The sequence below is a fragment of the Bacteroides sp. 519 genome (assembly GCF_010500955.1).
Taxonomy (GTDB): Bacteria; Bacteroidota; Bacteroidia; order Bacteroidales; family Bacteroidaceae; genus Bacteroides.
Window position 1 is genome coordinate 1 of sequence record NZ_QVMJ01000037.1, and the last position, 17,576, is coordinate 17,576.

General features: G+C 39.3%; 11 protein-coding genes and 1 pseudogene. 8 read left to right on the forward strand and 4 right to left on the reverse strand.

Annotated elements, in window-relative coordinates; genetic code table 11:
- Window positions 1-1,064: 1,064 nt before the first annotated feature.
- The 7 genes from D0T85_RS20085 (at window position 1,065) to D0T85_RS20115 (ending at window position 9,402) form a co-directional block, all read left to right on the forward strand.
- Window positions 1,065-2,558, forward strand: coding sequence for a hypothetical protein (locus D0T85_RS20085; RefSeq protein WP_163215302.1), 1,494 nt, complete (start codon window positions 1,065-1,067; stop codon window positions 2,556-2,558).
- A gap of 12 nt (window positions 2,559-2,570) precedes the next feature.
- Complete coding sequence (locus tag D0T85_RS20090; protein WP_163215303.1) at window positions 2,571-4,493, forward strand: heparinase II/III family protein; 1,923 nt, start codon at window positions 2,571-2,573, stop codon at window positions 4,491-4,493.
- A 3-nt stretch (window positions 4,494-4,496) separates the two neighbouring features.
- Window positions 4,497-5,144 (forward strand): hypothetical protein, encoded by a 648-nt coding sequence (locus D0T85_RS20095; protein WP_163215304.1) that lies wholly within the window; start codon window positions 4,497-4,499, stop codon window positions 5,142-5,144.
- A 307-nt stretch (window positions 5,145-5,451) separates the two neighbouring features.
- Window positions 5,452-5,895, forward strand: coding sequence for a hypothetical protein (locus D0T85_RS20100; protein ID WP_163215305.1), 444 nt, complete (start codon window positions 5,452-5,454; stop codon window positions 5,893-5,895).
- A gap of 232 nt (window positions 5,896-6,127) precedes the next feature.
- Entirely contained in the window at window positions 6,128-6,979 is an 852-nt protein-coding gene (locus D0T85_RS20105) for an AraC family transcriptional regulator (protein WP_163215306.1), read from the forward strand.
- A gap of 393 nt (window positions 6,980-7,372) precedes the next feature.
- Window positions 7,373-8,638, forward strand: a complete 1,266-nt coding sequence (locus tag D0T85_RS20110; RefSeq protein ID WP_163215307.1) for a putative DNA modification/repair radical SAM protein — start codon at window positions 7,373-7,375, stop codon at window positions 8,636-8,638.
- On the forward strand, window positions 8,635-9,402 hold the full coding sequence (locus D0T85_RS20115) for a TIGR03915 family putative DNA repair protein (RefSeq protein ID WP_163215308.1): 768 nt from the start codon (window positions 8,635-8,637) through the stop codon (window positions 9,400-9,402). The genes D0T85_RS20110 and D0T85_RS20115 overlap by 4 nt, the downstream gene beginning before the upstream one ends.
- A 65-nt stretch (window positions 9,403-9,467) precedes the next feature.
- Here the strand turns inward: D0T85_RS20115 and D0T85_RS20120 are convergent, their stop codons facing one another.
- From D0T85_RS20120 to D0T85_RS20130, 3 genes and pseudogenes are all read right to left on the reverse strand, one after another.
- Window positions 9,468-10,616: a lactonase family protein gene (locus tag D0T85_RS20120; RefSeq protein ID WP_163215309.1), complete on the reverse strand. Its 1,149-nt coding sequence runs from the start codon at window positions 10,614-10,616 to the stop codon at window positions 9,468-9,470.
- Window positions 10,617-10,689: 73 nt separating this feature from the next.
- Window positions 10,690-11,658: pseudogene (locus D0T85_RS20125) on the reverse strand (glycoside hydrolase family 43 protein); the annotation flags it as partial.
- A gap of 102 nt (window positions 11,659-11,760) precedes the next feature.
- On the reverse strand, window positions 11,761-14,283 hold the full coding sequence (locus D0T85_RS20130) for an alpha-L-arabinofuranosidase C-terminal domain-containing protein (RefSeq protein WP_163215311.1): 2,523 nt from the start codon (window positions 14,281-14,283) through the stop codon (window positions 11,761-11,763).
- A gap of 231 nt (window positions 14,284-14,514) precedes the next feature.
- Here D0T85_RS20130 and D0T85_RS20135 point away from each other — a divergent pair, with 231 nt between their 5' ends.
- On the forward strand, window positions 14,515-14,961 hold the full coding sequence (locus tag D0T85_RS20135; protein ID WP_163215312.1) for a hypothetical protein: 447 nt from the start codon (window positions 14,515-14,517) through the stop codon (window positions 14,959-14,961).
- Window positions 14,962-15,077: 116 nt separating this feature from the next.
- Here D0T85_RS20135 and D0T85_RS20140 read toward each other — a convergent pair whose 3' ends face one another.
- Entirely contained in the window at window positions 15,078-17,498 is a 2,421-nt protein-coding gene (locus D0T85_RS20140; RefSeq protein WP_163215313.1) for a sugar-binding domain-containing protein, read from the reverse strand.
- Between the last annotated feature and the right edge of the window lie 78 nt (window positions 17,499-17,576).

Below are 17,576 nucleotides of genomic sequence, written 5' to 3' on the forward strand. Positions count from 1 at the left end.
TTTTATAACAGAATTTCAAAGATCGTTTTTTATTTTCAATTTCTTTATGTCAGTTGGCACAAAGAAAGGAGGAGGTGCCCGTAGGGCGGAGGAGGAGAAGCCTCTGTGTTCAGCACAAGGAAAAGCTCCGTGTTTCTGTGACTCTGTGTTTTAATTTTAGTTCAACTCAGTCCCTAACTGAACCAAACAGATACTCAAATGCTAAAAATGTCAAAGAACTCAATTGCCTGCCTCATCTTTTAAACACTGCAAAGATATAGCATCGAAAATAGTGAATGGCAAGAAATGGAAAGAAATGGCGAGAAATGGAAAGAAACACCAAACTAAATATTTAAAAGAAGTTAATTAAACTGTTGCTATTATGTTTTAGCTACAGATGACGCAGAATTGCGCAGATTTTTAAATATCTGAATTAATTTGTTCTATATAGCTTTGCCGTTGAGTGCTATATAGCTCTGAGGGTCAATGCTATATAGGCCGAAGGGTCGAAGCTATATAGCATTGACCCCTCGAACTATATAGCACGAAGGCATGAAGGCGAGAAAGCGAGAAAGGCGCAAAGGTGAGAAAGGTAAGTGCAAAAGCTTTCGCGTCTTCATCCTTTCGCGCCTTTCATCAACAGCAGCAGTTTCTTTTTATTCTGCTTTTTCTTATGTTATGTTATATTCTTTTCTCTTCTTTTCTATTGTTGCAACGGAATTCAACGACCGTTGCTTTTGGCATCTCCCCATTTGTTGCATTTTTTCTTTATCAATCATTACTTCACTAGGAGCTAAAGGAGTCAACTTCCCTCCCATTTTTGAATATAATCAGAGTCGATTTTTATGCCAACATGTACAAAAAAGAGACAAGCCGCATATGAGTAGAAATTAAGCTATTGATTATAGAAATAATTTATTTTTCTTTGTGATACAAATATTTTGGATATAAAAACTGAATTTTAAAATCGAAATAGTTATGATAAGGTTCAAGTATGAGTCAATTTTAAAATCAAGTTTTTACCCCAGTTACTTTGTTATTTGCTCAATTTCACCTATGTTTGGTATCCAAAAATATTCCTAAACATGAAATATACTATCATTAGTATTTTATTACTGATAAATGCCATTAGCATTTCCTCGCAAAACAATAACCTTTCTTTTATGCAGGGGCTTAAATCGCCCGATGGTAATATTATACTTGAAGTTAGTGGATACGATATTTACATCGACAATTTTGAAGGTGAAATCAGTAATCCGGATATCCTGAGCGATATTGCATACAATCTGGGGTTTGGCGAAATAAAAGCCGATTACTCGGAAAGTACATTCGGTATTGAAAGCAGAGTACTCGAATCCGAAGTCATTATAAGTACGTCTCCCTATCTGCGAACAATACAAACCTGCTACCTGCTTCAATTAAATACCAAAGAAATCGTTTCTCTGCTTTTTGTTACAATAAACAACCGCAATGCAGAACTCGAAAGAGCAGTTGTAGAAGAATATCTGAAAAACAAACTTTTACCTTATATTATTGATAGTAAAACAGAAAAATCGTTTTCATTTATTGGAAGAAAGATTACACCAAAAGAAGATTGGGAAATGATAAACCCACACGCCGTAAGCGGTGATGGTGTACAGATACGATGGTCGGAATTCAATACTTTGAAAGATGCCGAATTGGATATTCAAAACCGGATAATACTGGATAAAAGTGAAATGAGGGTACTGATGGAGGAAAACATAAATGTAACCTTCGAGGTTATGGCCACCAAAGCTAACCGTATAGTTTATAATGATGGTGCTTCGCATTACCCACTTATTGCTTATTATGTAGTACAAAAAGTACGCGGAAAGTATGTTAGCTGTATAATGAGTAACTACGGACACAATAAAGACGATTACTATCTTAATTCTATATTGGAGCAGGTTATGAGCATACCCAACCTACCGGATAATGCATTCAGATTACCCGAGCCGGAACCCGAACCCGAGCCGGAACCTGTTTATATTTATAGCGAAGCTGAATATGAGCCATGGAACTTTATGGATGTTCAGGTTGGAACCAGAATTCCTGTAGGCAAGCTGAGTAATATATATTCATCGGCAACCATATTGGCACTTTATTTTAAAATACTCTCCATACAATCTACCATGCTCGATGCTGGTATGCAGGTTGGTTTTCCTTCCGGAGCAAACGAGTTTAAATATTATTATTCGGGTAAAAACCATACTAGCGATTATGGTACAACCGAGGCCGATGTGTTACTAAACTTTAACATACGTGCCCGTTGGGAAAAACGTTTCCGTTCTAATCTTCGTTTGCAATATTATGTAGGGTTAGGGTACGAAAGCCTGAGCACAAACCTTTATAAAAACACAAGTATTGACGAATATGGAGATGAAGTAGATAATAATTATGCTGTTAGAACTATAGATTTATTTGGTGGTATCAATATTAAACACAAATATGTTGGCTTGTTTATTGAATACCATTATACTCCTTATTCCATGTTTAATAAAGTAAAATCCGGTTTTGGAAACAGTGCTTTCCATGGCGGGATACTGGTAACGCTATAAAATTTTATAACCATGCAATCATTACGAATAACCTTAATTCTATGCTTTCTGCTGGCCATACAATCGGCAGAAGCTTATCGTGAAAAGAACCTGTTACTGAATCTTACTACCGAAGAGCAGCTAAAAGAAGTACTTGTACTTAACCAACAATGGGTAAAATACCCCGGATATACCGACCGTGAAGGCTGGGAGAACCTTATTGGAGAGAACAAAGCTTATTATATTGAACAGGGAGAAAAGAATCTGGACTACATGTGGAAAGTTATCAGAGTAACCGACTATCTGGAATTTACCCGAAGCGGCAGTCGCGAACCCATGTCGGGCAATTACAATGCCAACATCAATGCCATTGTTTCGCTATTTCTTGCAGAAATGGCAGAGGGCAAAGGTCGCTTTCTGGACCAGTTAATGAACGGAATATTCCACACGTGCGAAATGACCTCGTGGAGTATATCGGCGCATCAGGTGTTGCAAAGAGGCGGTGGCACTTTCCCTAAGAAAGAAGAAAAAGTACTTGAACTGGTATCGACCGATGTGGCAGCTACATTTTCCTGGATTTATTACTTCCTGCACGAGGAATTCGACAAGATAACACCTCTGTTCTCTCAACGCTTGTATCAGGAACTGGAAGAACGCATCATGATACCTTATATGAACGAAAGCCGTTTTTGGTGGATGGCATTCGATGTTACTGCCGAAAAGGGATTTGTAAACAACTGGAATCCGTGGTGTAACTCTAATGTACTGCAATGTTTCCTCTTGTTAGAGAACGACAAAGATAAACTGGCCAAAGCTGTGTACCGCACCATGGTATCGACCGATAAATTCCTGAACTACACCAAAGATGATGGTGCTTGCGAAGAGGGTCCTTCGTACTGGGGACATGCCGGCGGCAAGTTATTCGACTTCCTGGATTTATTGTATAATGCAACGGGTGGAAAGCTTTCTTTGTTTGATGCACCAGTTGTTAAAAACATGGGCGAATACATATCGCGCAGCTATGTTGGCAACGGATGGGTGGTTAACTTTGCCGATGCTTCGGCCAAAGAAAGATTAGACTATCATCTTATAGCCCGTTATGGTGAGCAAACAAATAGTAAGGAATTAAAAGATTTCTCTGCTTATTTAAAGAAACAGCACCCTTCATCTATCAGTATCAACCGCGATTTGTTCCGTATGCTGGCCAATATGGATTGCGAAAAACAAATAGATAGTTACAATCCTGTGCATCCGCATGTTCCATTTACATGGTATCCCGAAACTGAGTTCTGCTACATGGCAAACGGTGATTTATTCTTTGCCGGTAAATCAGGGTATAATGATGAAAGCCATAATCATAACGATGTAGGAACATTCAATTTCTATGTAAATAACTATCCGGTATTTATTGATTTGGGTGTTGAAACATACACACGCAAAACATTTAGCAGCGAGCGTTATACAATATGGACTATGCAAAGCGATTATCACAATCTGCCACGCATAAACGGTCACCAGCAAAAGTTTGGTAAAACTTATAAAGGTACAAATGTAAAGGCCAATAAAAATTCGTTCTCGCTCGATATGACTCAGGCCTACCCCCAAGAAGCAGGAATCAACAAATGGCAACGCAGTTACCGGCTAACATCCAATTCTTTACTTATTGAGGATGATTTTTCTATCACTAATCCTACTGTTGAGAATGTATTACATTTCATGACATGGGGAGAAGTAAGCATTCCGGCTGATGGAAAAATCTCCATTAAATGTAATGATCAGGCAGTTTCTTTGTTATACGATAAAAACCTGTTTGAAGCCTCAACAGAGAAACTTGCTGTAGAAGATCCGCGACTAACAAAAGTGTGGGGCGATGAAGTTGTTCGTATTTCGCTAAAGGCAAAAAAGGTTACACCAGTAGGGAAGTATAGGTTTACGATAAAAAAAGCATCTTTCTAACCTATGAAGAGTTATAAGATAAGAATCATTGTTTGGCTAATAATAGCGTGCAACACAATACCACTATACACGCAGGAAAAGCAATATCGGATTCGGCCCAAAGCATTAGATGTTGGAGTTTACGATTATAGCAAAGTTATAAAGAAGCCTTTTAAAGTTTACTACGATGAAGAAGCCGACAAACTATTTGAGCAACTACTCATGGCAGATGAGCGGCTAAAGAATTTTGATCAATTCGGGGAGTATATTAAACAAGAAGACGGCACAACAGTTTACTTCAGGGAACAATGGGCTTATGAATATTGTCCTGAGTTAGACTATGTAATGATAACAGGTGGTCACGGATACCCATCGGCATACAATTTAACAACTTTGGAAGAGATTTTTGTTAATCCATCCAGTTATGTCTATTCTCCATCAGGGAAATACCGGTTTGGCACTTTTCATTTTGATGGTGTAGAATATTACATTGAAGTAAAAGAAGGCGATAAGTACATCCCTTATAACCTTTTCAACATGGGGGAAGGTTATATGACTGGTGTTTATTGGGTAGATGATGAAACCATACACTTCCTTAAAGAAATACAACGCGACGACGATTCAAAATATTGGATAGGGTACTCCACAAAGTTTTACATAGTTAATAAGTAACATGATGCATCGTAATTTTCAATTTTCAACTCTCAATTCTCAATTTATTCTTCTTTTAATGTGCATAAGCTGTATATTTCTATTCAGTCAATGCCAAAAGAACGCAATTGTAAAAGAGTTTGCACAAGAACTAAACAAACAATGCCCAGTTAAAACAAACGAGCAAACAATATTTGTTAGTGCAGAAACAAAAGACAATACTTTAATATTAAATCATATAACTACCCGGGCAGACCTTCTTGAGGATTCAACTAATTTGAAATTAATAAAAGAGGCTCATTTGTACAACATAGTATCAAATCCGGTAATGAAACGTCTTAGAGACGATTTTGTTACTTTTATCTATCGTTTCCGTAATAATGAAAACAAATTGTTACTCGAACTTACATATGCCCCTATTGATTACCTTTATTATCGAGCCGACAAAGAGGAGGACATTTATTTAACCTTAACACAAATGGAGAGCGTAACTAAAAAAACATTACCTCTGTTATTAGCTGATAACATTTATGTTATAGATATGAAAGCCGAAAGGCCTGCTATTCTTGAGTATACAATACAATTTATGGACAAAAATAGCAACAAGAGAATTCAAGAAATTGCATTGATAGATTATATAAGAGAATCCGGATCGCTTAGTAAATTACGAGATTACAATGTTGTTTTTCGCTATAAAGTTTTAGATGCAAACAAAGAACTGATAGACGCTTTTGAAATAAATCCGGAAAACTACAAAAGTTTTGAGTGGTGAGTTATGAGTAGTGAGTAGTGAGTTATGAGTACCATGCGGCATCGTACTCACAACTCACTACTCACCACTCATTACTCACCACTCAAAACTCTTTTTAACTATACTATTTGTTAATATTCATATATCTTTCGTATAAACTGATCGTATACTTATCAGAAAAATACAAAATAGCACTATATTTGTATTGATTACAACACAAACATACACATTCGATCATTCAATTAGTTAAGAAATGACATTATTGTACCCAAAGGAGCACTTTAATTGCTTCAACTATGAAAAAGGTAAAAATGCATCTTTAGAAATACTAAAAGTAGATAAAGGTGGATTAATTGAAAGAGACCTTTTTACCACAGAAATTGTATTTGTTATTAGTGGTAACTTTATCCTGAACTATGGAAAAGTTATAGATCTGGAAGTTACTCGTGGTAAAATCCTGTTTTTCCCTCCCGGAAGTCATGTACATGCCGAAGTTATGGAAGATACCCATATCATTATTTGCCGCATACGTGGTATAGTACAACTATGCGAGTGTGTTTCGCTGGAACACATATTCTCGAATACGGAAAAGAGCATTGCAAAGAACGACTTTCACATGCTTAACATCAATGACAAACTGGAAAAGTTCATCGACTTTTTAATTGAATGTTCCGAGGAAGGATTAAAATGCTCCTACTACTTTGAAACAAAGATGAAAGAGCTGTTTTTTCTTCTACGTGCATATTATTCTAAAGAAGAACTCAAAGCCTTTTTTACACCGTTATTGAGTCATAATTCAACATTCATGAATTTGATGTATAAAAACTATCGGAATGTAAAAAACGTAAAGGGTCTTGCCGAAGTGTCCTTGTACAGCGAATCCGGATTCAAAAAACAATTCCAGAAGGTATTTGGAACATCGGCATCCGATTGGCTACGTAACCAAAAAGCCTCCCTTATATTTCATGACCTGAATTGCTCTGAAATGAGCATAAAAGAGTTGGCAGATAAATATGATTTTTCATCAGTATCTTCATTCACTACTTTCTGCCAAAATGTATTTAACAAAACTCCGGGACAAATAAGGAACAAGAAGCAACAATAAAAAAAATGGCACCTTGCAATCGCTGCGAGGTGTCATTCACTTTTACTAATTCAATTCAATACATATACAACTATTTATTACCATAAACTTCGGTACAAAATGATTTGCGATTAGCCGATTAAACGATTCATAATTGAAGTTTCTTTGTATAGGTTTACAAATTAACTCCAATCGTAAATCGTAAATCGGCTAATCGCAATATATAGAATGTTTGTGTTGTGCCATCACTATAAATATTGTAACATGAATACTTGTACAAAAGTACGGTATGGAAAAGAAAGTTCAATTTTTCAAATAGATACTATTTTACAGGTTTCGGCTACTTTTTAATATTGTGCATAACTCATCTGATTTTTCTTGTTCAACTGAGAGATAATGTGTAGTTTTGAACTCATGAACGAGAACGTACTCAACAAACTAAAGGTATTGGCCGAATCAGCCAAATACGACGTTTCCTGTGCCTCCAGTGGCACGGTTCGCTCTAATAAAGCAGGTGGATTGGGTAATACTGTAGGTGGCATTGGAATATGTCATAGTTTTGCTGAAGACGGCAGGTGCATATCCTTATTAAAGATTATGTTAACCAATTATTGCATATACGATTGTGCGTATTGCATTAACCGTAAAAGCAATGATATTCCCCGAGCCACACTCTCGGTTACGGAACTCGTTAATCTCACCATCGAATTTTATCGTCGTAATTATATCGAAGGGCTGTTCCTCAGTTCGGGCGTTGTTCGCAATCCCGATTATACAATGGAACGCCTGGTCAGGGTAATAAAAGACCTCCGGGAAGTTCACCGTTTCAATGGATATATACACATGAAAAGTATTCCCGGTGCCAGCAGGGAACTCGTTAACGAAGCCGGATTGTATGCCGACCGCTTAAGTGTAAACATAGAAATTCCCAAAGAAGAAAGCTTGAAACTACTGGCACCCGAGAAAGACTTTAAAAGTGTTTTTCAACCCATGCAATACATTCAGCAAGGAGTATTGGAAAACAAAGAAGACAGAAAGAAATACCGTTATGCTCCTCGTTTTGCACCAGCCGGACAAAGTACCCAGATGATTGTAGGAGCCACAGCCGAGACCGACAAAGATATTCTTTTCCTTTCGTCGGCATTATACCGACGACCCACCATGAAACGGGTATATTACTCTGGCTATGTATCGGTAAACACATACGACAACCGTTTACCTGCCTTAAAGCAGCCTCCCCTGGTGCGTGAGAACCGACTTTATCAGGCCGATTGGTTATTGCGTTTTTATCAGTTTAAAGTAGATGAGATTGTTGATGATTCGTATCCACATCTTGATTTGGAAGTCGATCCTAAATTAGCGTGGGCATTACGGCACCCTGAACAGTTTCCGGTTGATGTAAACAGGGCAGATTATGAAATGTTGCTACGGGTACCGGGCATTGGGGTAAAATCGGCCAAAATGATTGTTACTTCGCGCCGCTATTCAAAGCTCGGCATGTATCAGTTAAAGAAAATCGGTATTGTAATGAAGAAAGCCCAGTACTTTATCACCTGTCACGAGTTACCAATGAAGACTGTCAATGAATTAAGTCCTGAAGGAGTACGCAAACTATTGATACCCAAAACCGGGAAGAAAGTCGACGAACGCCAATTGCAACTCTTATTTACCGACGAATGATAGTCTTTGTGTACGATAAAACCCTTGATGGGCTTCTTACAGCAGTGTTCGATGCCTATTTCCGTAAAACCTTCCCCGATGTACTTCTGGCAGAAGGTGAACCCTTTCCTTTATTCTATGATGAAAGCTTTCATGTTACAGCTGATGAAGAAAAAGCAGTCAGGGTATGGAAAGCATTGGAAAAGAAGTTATCGAAAAGTGCTCTTTCGCTGATAACAATGTGCTGGTTGTCTGAACTGCCCGAAGTCGACATCCTGTTATTCCGCTACATAAGAAAAGCCATTGATACTCCTAAAACCATCGAATTGAACTTTGGTGATCCGGATGTGCTGGCATTATCAAAAATATGGAAAAGGGTAAATTACGAACATCACCGCATTATTCAGTTTGCCCGTTTTCAGAAAGCAGCCGATGGAACATTTTTTGCACCATTCGAACCCGAGTTTAATGTATTGTCAACAACCATAGAGCATTTCAAAGACAGGTTTGCCGATCAGAAATGGCTAATCTATGACACTAAACGGCAATATGGATATTACTACGATTTAAAAACAGTAGAGGAAGTAACCTTCGAAACAAAAGACGCCCACCTGATTAGCGGTATGCTCGATGAAAGTTTAATGGACGAAGACGAAAAACTGTTTCAGGAATTGTGGAAGACTTATTTTAAATCTATTGCAATTAAGGAAAGACTTAACCCCAGACTGCATAAACAACATATACCTGTGAGGTATTGGAAGTATTTAACGGAAAAGCAGAGATAGTTACGAGTTACAAGTTACGAGCTAATCCGCATGGTCACTCGTAACTTGTAACTCGTAACTCGTAACTAATTCGCAAACTTAATGCAAACCGGTTTATCAACCTTTATATCTTTCTGAGTATTTGTAACCAACCCAGTTTCCTGATTTCTTTCAAACACTTGTATGGCATTATTATCTCTGCAAGCAACCAGCAGATATTTACCATTAGGTGTGATGATAAAATTGCGTGGATGAATACCAGTAAGTTGATAACCAACTCTGGTTAGTTTACCATCTGTTTGATTGATTTGGAATATAGCTAATCCATCGGCCTGCAATCGGTTTGTTGCATACACAAATCTTCCATCGGGGCTTACATGAATATCTCCACTTCCCTCTGCATGTACATCATCGGCAACTACAGTTTCTATCTCTTTCAGCATACCATCACTGTACTGAAAACCAGTAACCGTTCCGCCAATCTCATTAATTAAATAGGCATACTGCCCATTGGGAGTAAATGTAATATGCCGGGGGCCCGATCTGCCGCTTACCTTAAATGCATGAGGAGTACCAAGCGAAAGGAAACGCTGTTTGTTTTCAGCATCTGCTTTGGCGTTTACATCCATTTTATAAATATTATCTGCTCCTAAATCATTGGCAAACAAATATTTTCCATCGGGACTGAACTCTACACAATGCAAATGCGAACTTTTTTGGCGCAATGTATCAGGACCCGAACCGGAAAAGTTAATCACATCTGAAGCCGCTAGTACTTCGCCATCCTTACCTATTGGGAAAACAGAAATGCTACCGCCACTGTAATTGGCTGTTACAATGTTTTTTCCATTGGTGCTGATGTAACAAGGATCGGCACCCATAGCCGGTTGCTTGTTGATAAAGTGCAATGTTCCGGCAGATTTATCAAATTTAAATGCATTTACAGCTTCCCGTCCGTCGCCATGTTCACTAACGGCATACACATATTTATTATCGTCCGAAATGGTAAGGTAAGAAGGATTAGAAACCTCGGCTTTACTTAAAGCCACCGTTTCTCCTGTTTCCTGATTGAAACGGAAGGTATAAATCCCTTCACTATCCCCATCGGTATATGTACCTACTACCATTGTTAATTCTTTCTCCATCGTTTTTTCCTTCTGCGTGCAGCCAAACAAGAAACACAAACAGATAAATTGAAAACTGAGAATTGAAAATTGAAAGTTACGCCGCATCATGATATATTGTTTTAAATGTTATTTCATATAACGACAAAGTTATGTATTACTGGTGAAATTCCGAAATTGTTCCCCATTTTTCCGTCAAACGGTCTAGTTCTTCCTGTGTAACAGGGATTATAGATCCGTGACGAGGATGGAAGTTCATAGATATCTCATTGTCTATGATTTTGAAGTTCTGTAAGTCGGTACTTTCGGTAAACTGATAAGAACCACGCATATAAACATCGTACATCAGGATATATTTATCCGAATCGATCAGTTTAAATACGCTTGAGCCTTCTACAGCGTCAGCAGTTTGTTGTTTATATCCCTCGTGTTCTTCCCATTTGCCCGAAGTAAGCGATTTTGTGGTTGCCAGTTTAATTCCATTACCATGTCCTTCGGTTTTGTAGAACATATAATATGTACCATCTTTCAACACAATATCGCCATCAATACATGATTTGCCGTTGGCTGGGAAGAAAAGTTGTTTCGGTTCGCCTTCCAGATCGGTAAAGTCTTTGTTGGCATAGGCATAGTAGATAATATCTGCTCCATCACCATGTTTCATCGAGAAGTAAACCATGTATTTTCCAGCTTCGGCATCGTAAATGGTTTGAGGTGCCCAAACACGTTTCAACTCTTCTTGATTGGCATACTTTTGCTGAATATTCACTACGGACGATTGCCAGTTTACCAAATCGGTTGATTTAAGCAGAACCATGGCACGGTTAGAGTCCCATCCCTTACTGGAAGTCATATCGGTAGCAACCATATAAAAGGTTTTGCCATCTTCACTGCGAAGTATATGCGGATCGCGTACACCACCAGTTGAACTGATGTCTTTTGAATCAATTACCGGACGGTTTTCGTTGAGAGCCAGATAATTGTATCCATCAGTACTGGTTGCAAAATGAATGGCTTCCTGCTCTACACGGTTACCGGTGAAGTAGGCAAAAAGGTAAGCAACATAGTTATTGTCTGCTTTTTTAGGGGGATTGCAGGAACTTGTAACAAAGATTATTCCTAATAGGAAAGATAGTACTTTAAATGATTTCATATTATTTTATTTTTTAGTTGCGGTTTGTTGCAGGTTGGTTGCAGGTTGGTAACGGCCGTACGCATCAAGCATATAGCCCTTTGGAGGAGGAAGTTCATATAGCTATTTCTTTAACCTTATCTTTGTAAACGAATAAGGAAGCTCCTGTTTTAACTCTTTTAATCTTATCACTGTAAACGAATAAGCCGGAAGTTCCTGTTTTAACTCCTCTCCTACTGTTATATCCGATGTTACCGGTTTAGCTGTTTTATCATCCGGACGACCGGAAAGCACTGTCAACACAGCATTATCCGTTAATAAATGAAGTGGAGACAAATCAATAGTTGTATTCACCGGAACAGGCAGCATATTAACCAGTTTGATGATATAATTACCCGTCTGTGAATCATAAACTACGGACGACACCACACGCTTCTGCACATCCCCTCTCCTTTCGGACAGTTCCAATGAACTTGACAGATATTCATTACCTGCATTCTGTCCATATAATTGCTGTACATAATAGCCTACAGTAGGTTTAACTTCGGTATTATTGAAATAAATTAAATCAGGATTCCATTGGGTATGACCTTCTTTAGCCAACAATGGTGCGTACGATGTAAGACTTACCACATCACCGTTACGTTCAACATTTGCCAGATGCAAAGCTTCGGCAAGTGCTGTTTCGATATTATTAGGACGACCCGGAAGATGTGCTGCATACTCACCCAGATATACTTTCGATTTATTACGGTCGTAACGATCGTAAAAATCCTGGTTGTGGATATACCAACCTGGTGAGTTATAATAATGTTCGTCTACCATTGGTAGTTTCAGATCGGTAGCAATGCGCCAGCCTTCTTCATAATCACTGCCTTCCCAAAATGGGCCTACTGTACCTATTACAATAATATCCGGATACTTTTGGCGCACAGCATTGCAAATCATGGCATAGCGTTCTTCGAATACATCCGAAATAAGGTCTTCATTACCAATACCCAGGTATTTCAGGTTAAAAGGTTTGGGATGTCCTGCTTCTGCACGTTTCTTTCCCCATACGGTTTTCTTTGCATCTCCGTTTGCCCATTCAATCAGGTCGAGCACTTCCTGAATATATTCGTCCATGTGTTCCATTGGTATTCCGCATTGCTGACCGTGTCCGCCTGTTCCTGAGTTCTGACAAGGAACTCCTGCCGGAAGAACCGGAAGTGGCTCGGCACCAATATCTTCGCAAAACTGGAAGTACTCGTAATATCCCAGTCCGGCAGTTTGATGGTATCCCCAAAGGTTACGTTGTGGCACACGCGACTCTAATGGGCCGATGGTATTTTTCCAACGGTACATATTACCCAATCCGTCGCCATGTGCTACACATCCACCCGGGAAACGAACAAAACGGGGATTCATATCAGCAAGTGTTTGAGCAAGATCGGCACGCAAACCATTCTTACGACCTTTGAAGGTGTTTTGTGGGAAAAGCGAAATCATATCCAGGTAAACCGTTCCTGCAAATACAGGGGCTAACTCTAAACTTGCATGATCTGTTGTTTCCTTGGCAGTGATAACAATTTCCCTCTTCTTCCAGTCATTACCGGATATATTGAGAGCACCTTCACCATACACCTTACCATCTTTATCTTTTAATGTAACAAGGAATTTTCCTCCCTTACCATCTACACGCGAAAACATGGAGAATATATATTTCTCACCTTTTTTAAGGGGAATACCTTCCCAACCTTCGTTCACCAACTGTACCGATGGACCATTAAGCACAGCATAATGTTTATTGTTGGGATGAATGGGTGCTACTGTATCAATTGCTAATGGTGTAGTGCTGCCTTTCAGTGTCCATGCTTTCTTGCTGTTCCATGTTTTATCATGTCCTTCTTTATCGGCCGGACTATATTCGAAGTCGCGGTTTTGAATCAGTTCGGCATAAATACCACCATCGGCTGCATAATTTATATCTTCAAAGAAAATACCGATAAGCATATCGCTGATAAATTTGCTTTGTTCCGGATGAATGGTTAATGTAGCCTCAACTGGTTTGAGGTTGGCAAAGCGAGTAATATCTTGTGAACTATTCTCACCAAACAAGCGGTTTTTATATTCGGCCAGTTGAACACCTTTAATGAGTGTATCAATAACTTTCCAGCTAACACGGGTTATGATGCCTTCTTGTTCTTCACCGGAGATAGTAACTAAATTACGCTCGCTAATTTTTCTTTTGTAGCTCATTTCTATCTCCGTACGGTTTCCATCGGTTGGATAGTTGTAAGATTGTGGCCGCCAAGTTAACATATCTTTTGATGATGTGTGAGCAATAACTCCTACCTCTTCATTTACAGTAAACAAACAATGCCATAAACCATCTTTATCCTGAATTACCACAGGAGAGAACATACGTTTCTGACTTCCCCACCTACCGAAATCACTTTTCAAGAAGCTATATTCGGGTCCAATGGCGTGCCAGTTTTTACCGTCAATGCTCCAGGCTATGTGCAAACCGTTGTGATTGTTTGCTTTATTGGTTGCATAAGTAAAAATGTAAGCAGAATCGGGCTCATTGTGCGTGTTATATACACCTGCAATTAGTGCCGAGGGGATGATTGTTACAAGAAATAAAAGTAGGATGAGTTTTTTCATGATTATATAAATTTGGTTTATCATTGTATATTAAGCACTTAATCTGTTTTGGGTGTAAAATTAACACGATATGGTGTAAAACACACACTTATCTTATATGTTATATAGCACACAATGCAGGAAATTCTTTATTATTTAAATAATATTTGCACCATTTAAATCTAGTAGTTACCTTTGGGCCCTTAAAACACAAAGAACAACCCTAATTATTTAACATTTTAAATTATCATTATGAAGAAAGTATTATTTCTGGTAATTTGTTTCATTTGCATTTCAGCCACAGCTTCTGCTATTCCTATTTTGTATAGCAACGGATTAAAATTCGAAACTAAAGAACAGCTTCCAGATAGTGTTATCATTAATAACGGTCATGTAAACTTCGGAGTATCTTTTAAACAATTTTCTATTTTCTGGGTACCTCTATGGAATTATGGAGAAACAGAATATGTTCTTGTTACGGATGATGAAAAAAACGCGTATGAATTAGATACGGATGAATTAGCTTATATAAAAGAAACTTATAATATTGATACAGATAAAGCTCCTGAGATTTCCTTTTGGAACAAAATGGGGGGTAAACTTATCGTGATTGTTCTTATATTATTCCTTATCTGGGGTTCCAGATCCAAAAAGGAGGAAAATAATGAGGTACCTCCTTCAGCTTCGCCTGAACAATAAAAACGAGAGTTTAATATTTTAACCGCAGAGTTTCGCGGATTAACGCGGAGTTTTTAATTTCTATTGAATCTTAAACTCTGCGAAACTCTGAGTACTCTGCGGTTAAAAAGTTAAATTCAGAGCATTATTAAAACCTTCGCCTCCTTCAACCACGGTGCAGTAAACTTCACTTCTGCCTGACCGCCTTCATCTGTTGCCTGAACATACACAACTATACGGCCATGGAATACACGATGACAATTATCTGTATAATCGGTCATATCCTGATTGTTGCCGGCTTCCATTCCTACTAAACGAAGCGGACCGTTTATATGGCAGGTTATTTCATCATCCGATAACATTACAGGAATACCGTTCTCATCAACAACCTGTAACACAATGCGGCCGAATCCATCTTTTGACAAACTATTTACTTGCTCTACAACTGTTATGGCAGCCGGACGGGCAGATGTTTGGATAGCGTAACGACTTACTTCTTTTCCGGCAGAGTCCATTCCTACAGCTTCCAGTTTCCCGGCTGTGTAAGGGATATCCCAATGGATAATTCCGGTATTATCATCGTAGTTTTTTGTTTCGCCTACCACTTTTCCATTAAGTTCTAAACGGGCTTTGGCTGCGTTGGTGTAACATACTACACGGATGTTTTGTCCTTCTTCGTAATTCCAGATGGCCCATGCATCCTGCGATAACCAGTTTCTTCCTTCGCGCATTGGATAGGTACCCACATAAACCATTGGTTTTTCGCTCCAAAGTGCCTGACGGTAGTATCCACGGGGTTTAATAAACCCACCGAAATCCAATAAACCAGAGTAAAAGCCTCTCGACGGCCATGAACCTGATTCGCCAAGGTAGTCAATACCTGTCCAAAGGAACTGTCCGAAGATGTGTTCATTATCACGTACAGCCTTCCATGCTTCCATGTCGTGACGGTTTTCGCTACCGTAAATTACACGGTTAGGATATTTTTCATGGTCGGTGTGATATTTGCTTTCGGTATAGTTGTATCCGGCAATGTCTAGTGCACCGGGATATTCGGTTTCGTTAGACATGGCTACACCAGCCAATCCGGCAGTGGTAGGACGACTCGGATCGTACTTCTTCACAACTGCAACCAACCGTTTGGCTATGGCACCTAAGCGCATGGCATCGGGAGCATCCGGATTGTAGCCTCCATAGGATGCTTGTGTAAATCCTGCCTTCTCGCCACCCAGTACAGGATGCGAGTATGGGTCGTTGGGATAGTCTACTTCGTTACCTATACTCCATGCAAATACAGAAATGTGGTTACGGTCACGGCGTACAATGTCGGCAAGGTCTTTCTCGCCCCATTCTTCAAAGAAATCGTACGAACCCTGAAAGCCGGGAGTACCTACGTTCCATCCTTCCAGCCATTTGCGTTTGGGAAACTCCCATTCGTCATAGGCTTCATTCAATACCAATAAACCTAGTTCGTCGCATAATTCATACAGATCGGGTGCTTGTGGGTTGTGGCTGGTACGTACAGCATTGCAACCTACTTCTTTCAACGTAAGTAATCTTTGTTTCCATACTTCACGGGGAACGGCTGATCCTAATACTCCTGCATCGTGGTGAATGCATACACCTTTTACCTTCATTCGTTGTCCATTCAGGGCAAATCCTTTATTGGAATCGAAAGTATAAGTACGGAAACCTGTTGTAGTAGTAGTGTTATCTATCTCTTTTCCGTTTGCAAGTACACGGGTTTTCAGTGTATAGAGTGTGGGCATTTCGAGACTCCACAATTGCGGACGGCTTACTGATAAGTTTGTATGTATTGTATTGTTCTGTTTGGCGCCAACGGTAAGTGTACGACTGTTATTGGCTACTCGTTTTCCATCCGGTGCAAAGAGTTCAGTTATTACAGTAAGGTTAGCTGCTGTGGCAGAACCATTTTCTACTTCTACCTCAACCTTCAGTGTACCGCGGTTTCCTTTTACTTCGGGATAGGCATATACTCCCCACTGGGCAATGTGTACAGGATTGGCATATACCAACCATACATTGCGGTATATTCCCGATCCGGTGTACCAGCGCGAGTCTGCATCACGGCTATGGTCAACACGAACGGTAACAATATTATCCTGTCCGTATTTTATGTAAGGGGTTGCATCGTACATAAAAGATACATAACCGTTGGGACGTGTACCTAGCGACTGTCCGTTAATGAATACTTCGCTACGGTTGTAAACACCTTCGAAATACAGGTACACTTTTTCTCCTTGTTTATCCTGTGGAATGTTGAGTACTTTGCCATACCAGCCTATTCCTCCGGGCAGATAGCCTGTAGCACTGGCCAATGTGGGACTTAATTGTTGTTTGATTGTCCAATCGTGAGGCAGATTGGTTTGCTGCCACACCTTTTTATCAAACTGAGTTACGGGTTTATCTTCTTTGTTTTTCAGGGTGAAGAACCAGTCCTTGTTAATCTTCTCGGGTGTACCGAAGGATACCTGACTGTGGGCATACGAAATGGAGAGTGCCCAGAATAGCAAGGTTACTAATGTTAGCTTTTTCATTTATTTGGTTGTTTTTTGAGAATTTTGAACCGCAGAGTTACGCGAGTTACGCGGAGTTTTAAGTTTTCCTGCGGCATC

What these genes read in the sequence shown, in the direction of transcription:
- D0T85_RS20085 (WP_163215302.1), top strand. Translation starts at nt 1,065, where the DNA reads ATGAAATATACTATCATTAGTATTTTATTACTGATAAATGCCATTAGC.
- D0T85_RS20090 (WP_163215303.1), top strand. Translation starts at nt 2,571, where the DNA reads ATGCAATCATTACGAATAACCTTAATTCTATGCTTTCTGCTGGCCATA.
- D0T85_RS20095 (WP_163215304.1), top strand. Translation starts at nt 4,497, where the DNA reads ATGAAGAGTTATAAGATAAGAATCATTGTTTGGCTAATAATAGCGTGC.
- D0T85_RS20100 (WP_163215305.1), top strand. Translation starts at nt 5,452, where the DNA reads ATGAAACGTCTTAGAGACGATTTTGTTACTTTTATCTATCGTTTCCGT.
- D0T85_RS20105 (WP_163215306.1), top strand. Translation starts at nt 6,128, where the DNA reads ATGACATTATTGTACCCAAAGGAGCACTTTAATTGCTTCAACTATGAA.
- D0T85_RS20110 (WP_163215307.1), top strand. Translation starts at nt 7,373, where the DNA reads ATGAACGAGAACGTACTCAACAAACTAAAGGTATTGGCCGAATCAGCC.
- D0T85_RS20115 (WP_163215308.1), top strand. Translation starts at nt 8,635, where the DNA reads ATGATAGTCTTTGTGTACGATAAAACCCTTGATGGGCTTCTTACAGCA.
- D0T85_RS20120 (WP_163215309.1), bottom strand. Translation starts at nt 10,616, where the DNA reads ATGATGCGGCGTAACTTTCAATTTTCAATTCTCAGTTTTCAATTTATC.
- D0T85_RS20130 (WP_163215311.1), bottom strand. Translation starts at nt 14,283, where the DNA reads ATGAAAAAACTCATCCTACTTTTATTTCTTGTAACAATCATCCCCTCG.
- D0T85_RS20135 (WP_163215312.1), top strand. Translation starts at nt 14,515, where the DNA reads ATGAAGAAAGTATTATTTCTGGTAATTTGTTTCATTTGCATTTCAGCC.
- D0T85_RS20140 (WP_163215313.1), bottom strand. Translation starts at nt 17,498, where the DNA reads ATGAAAAAGCTAACATTAGTAACCTTGCTATTCTGGGCACTCTCCATT.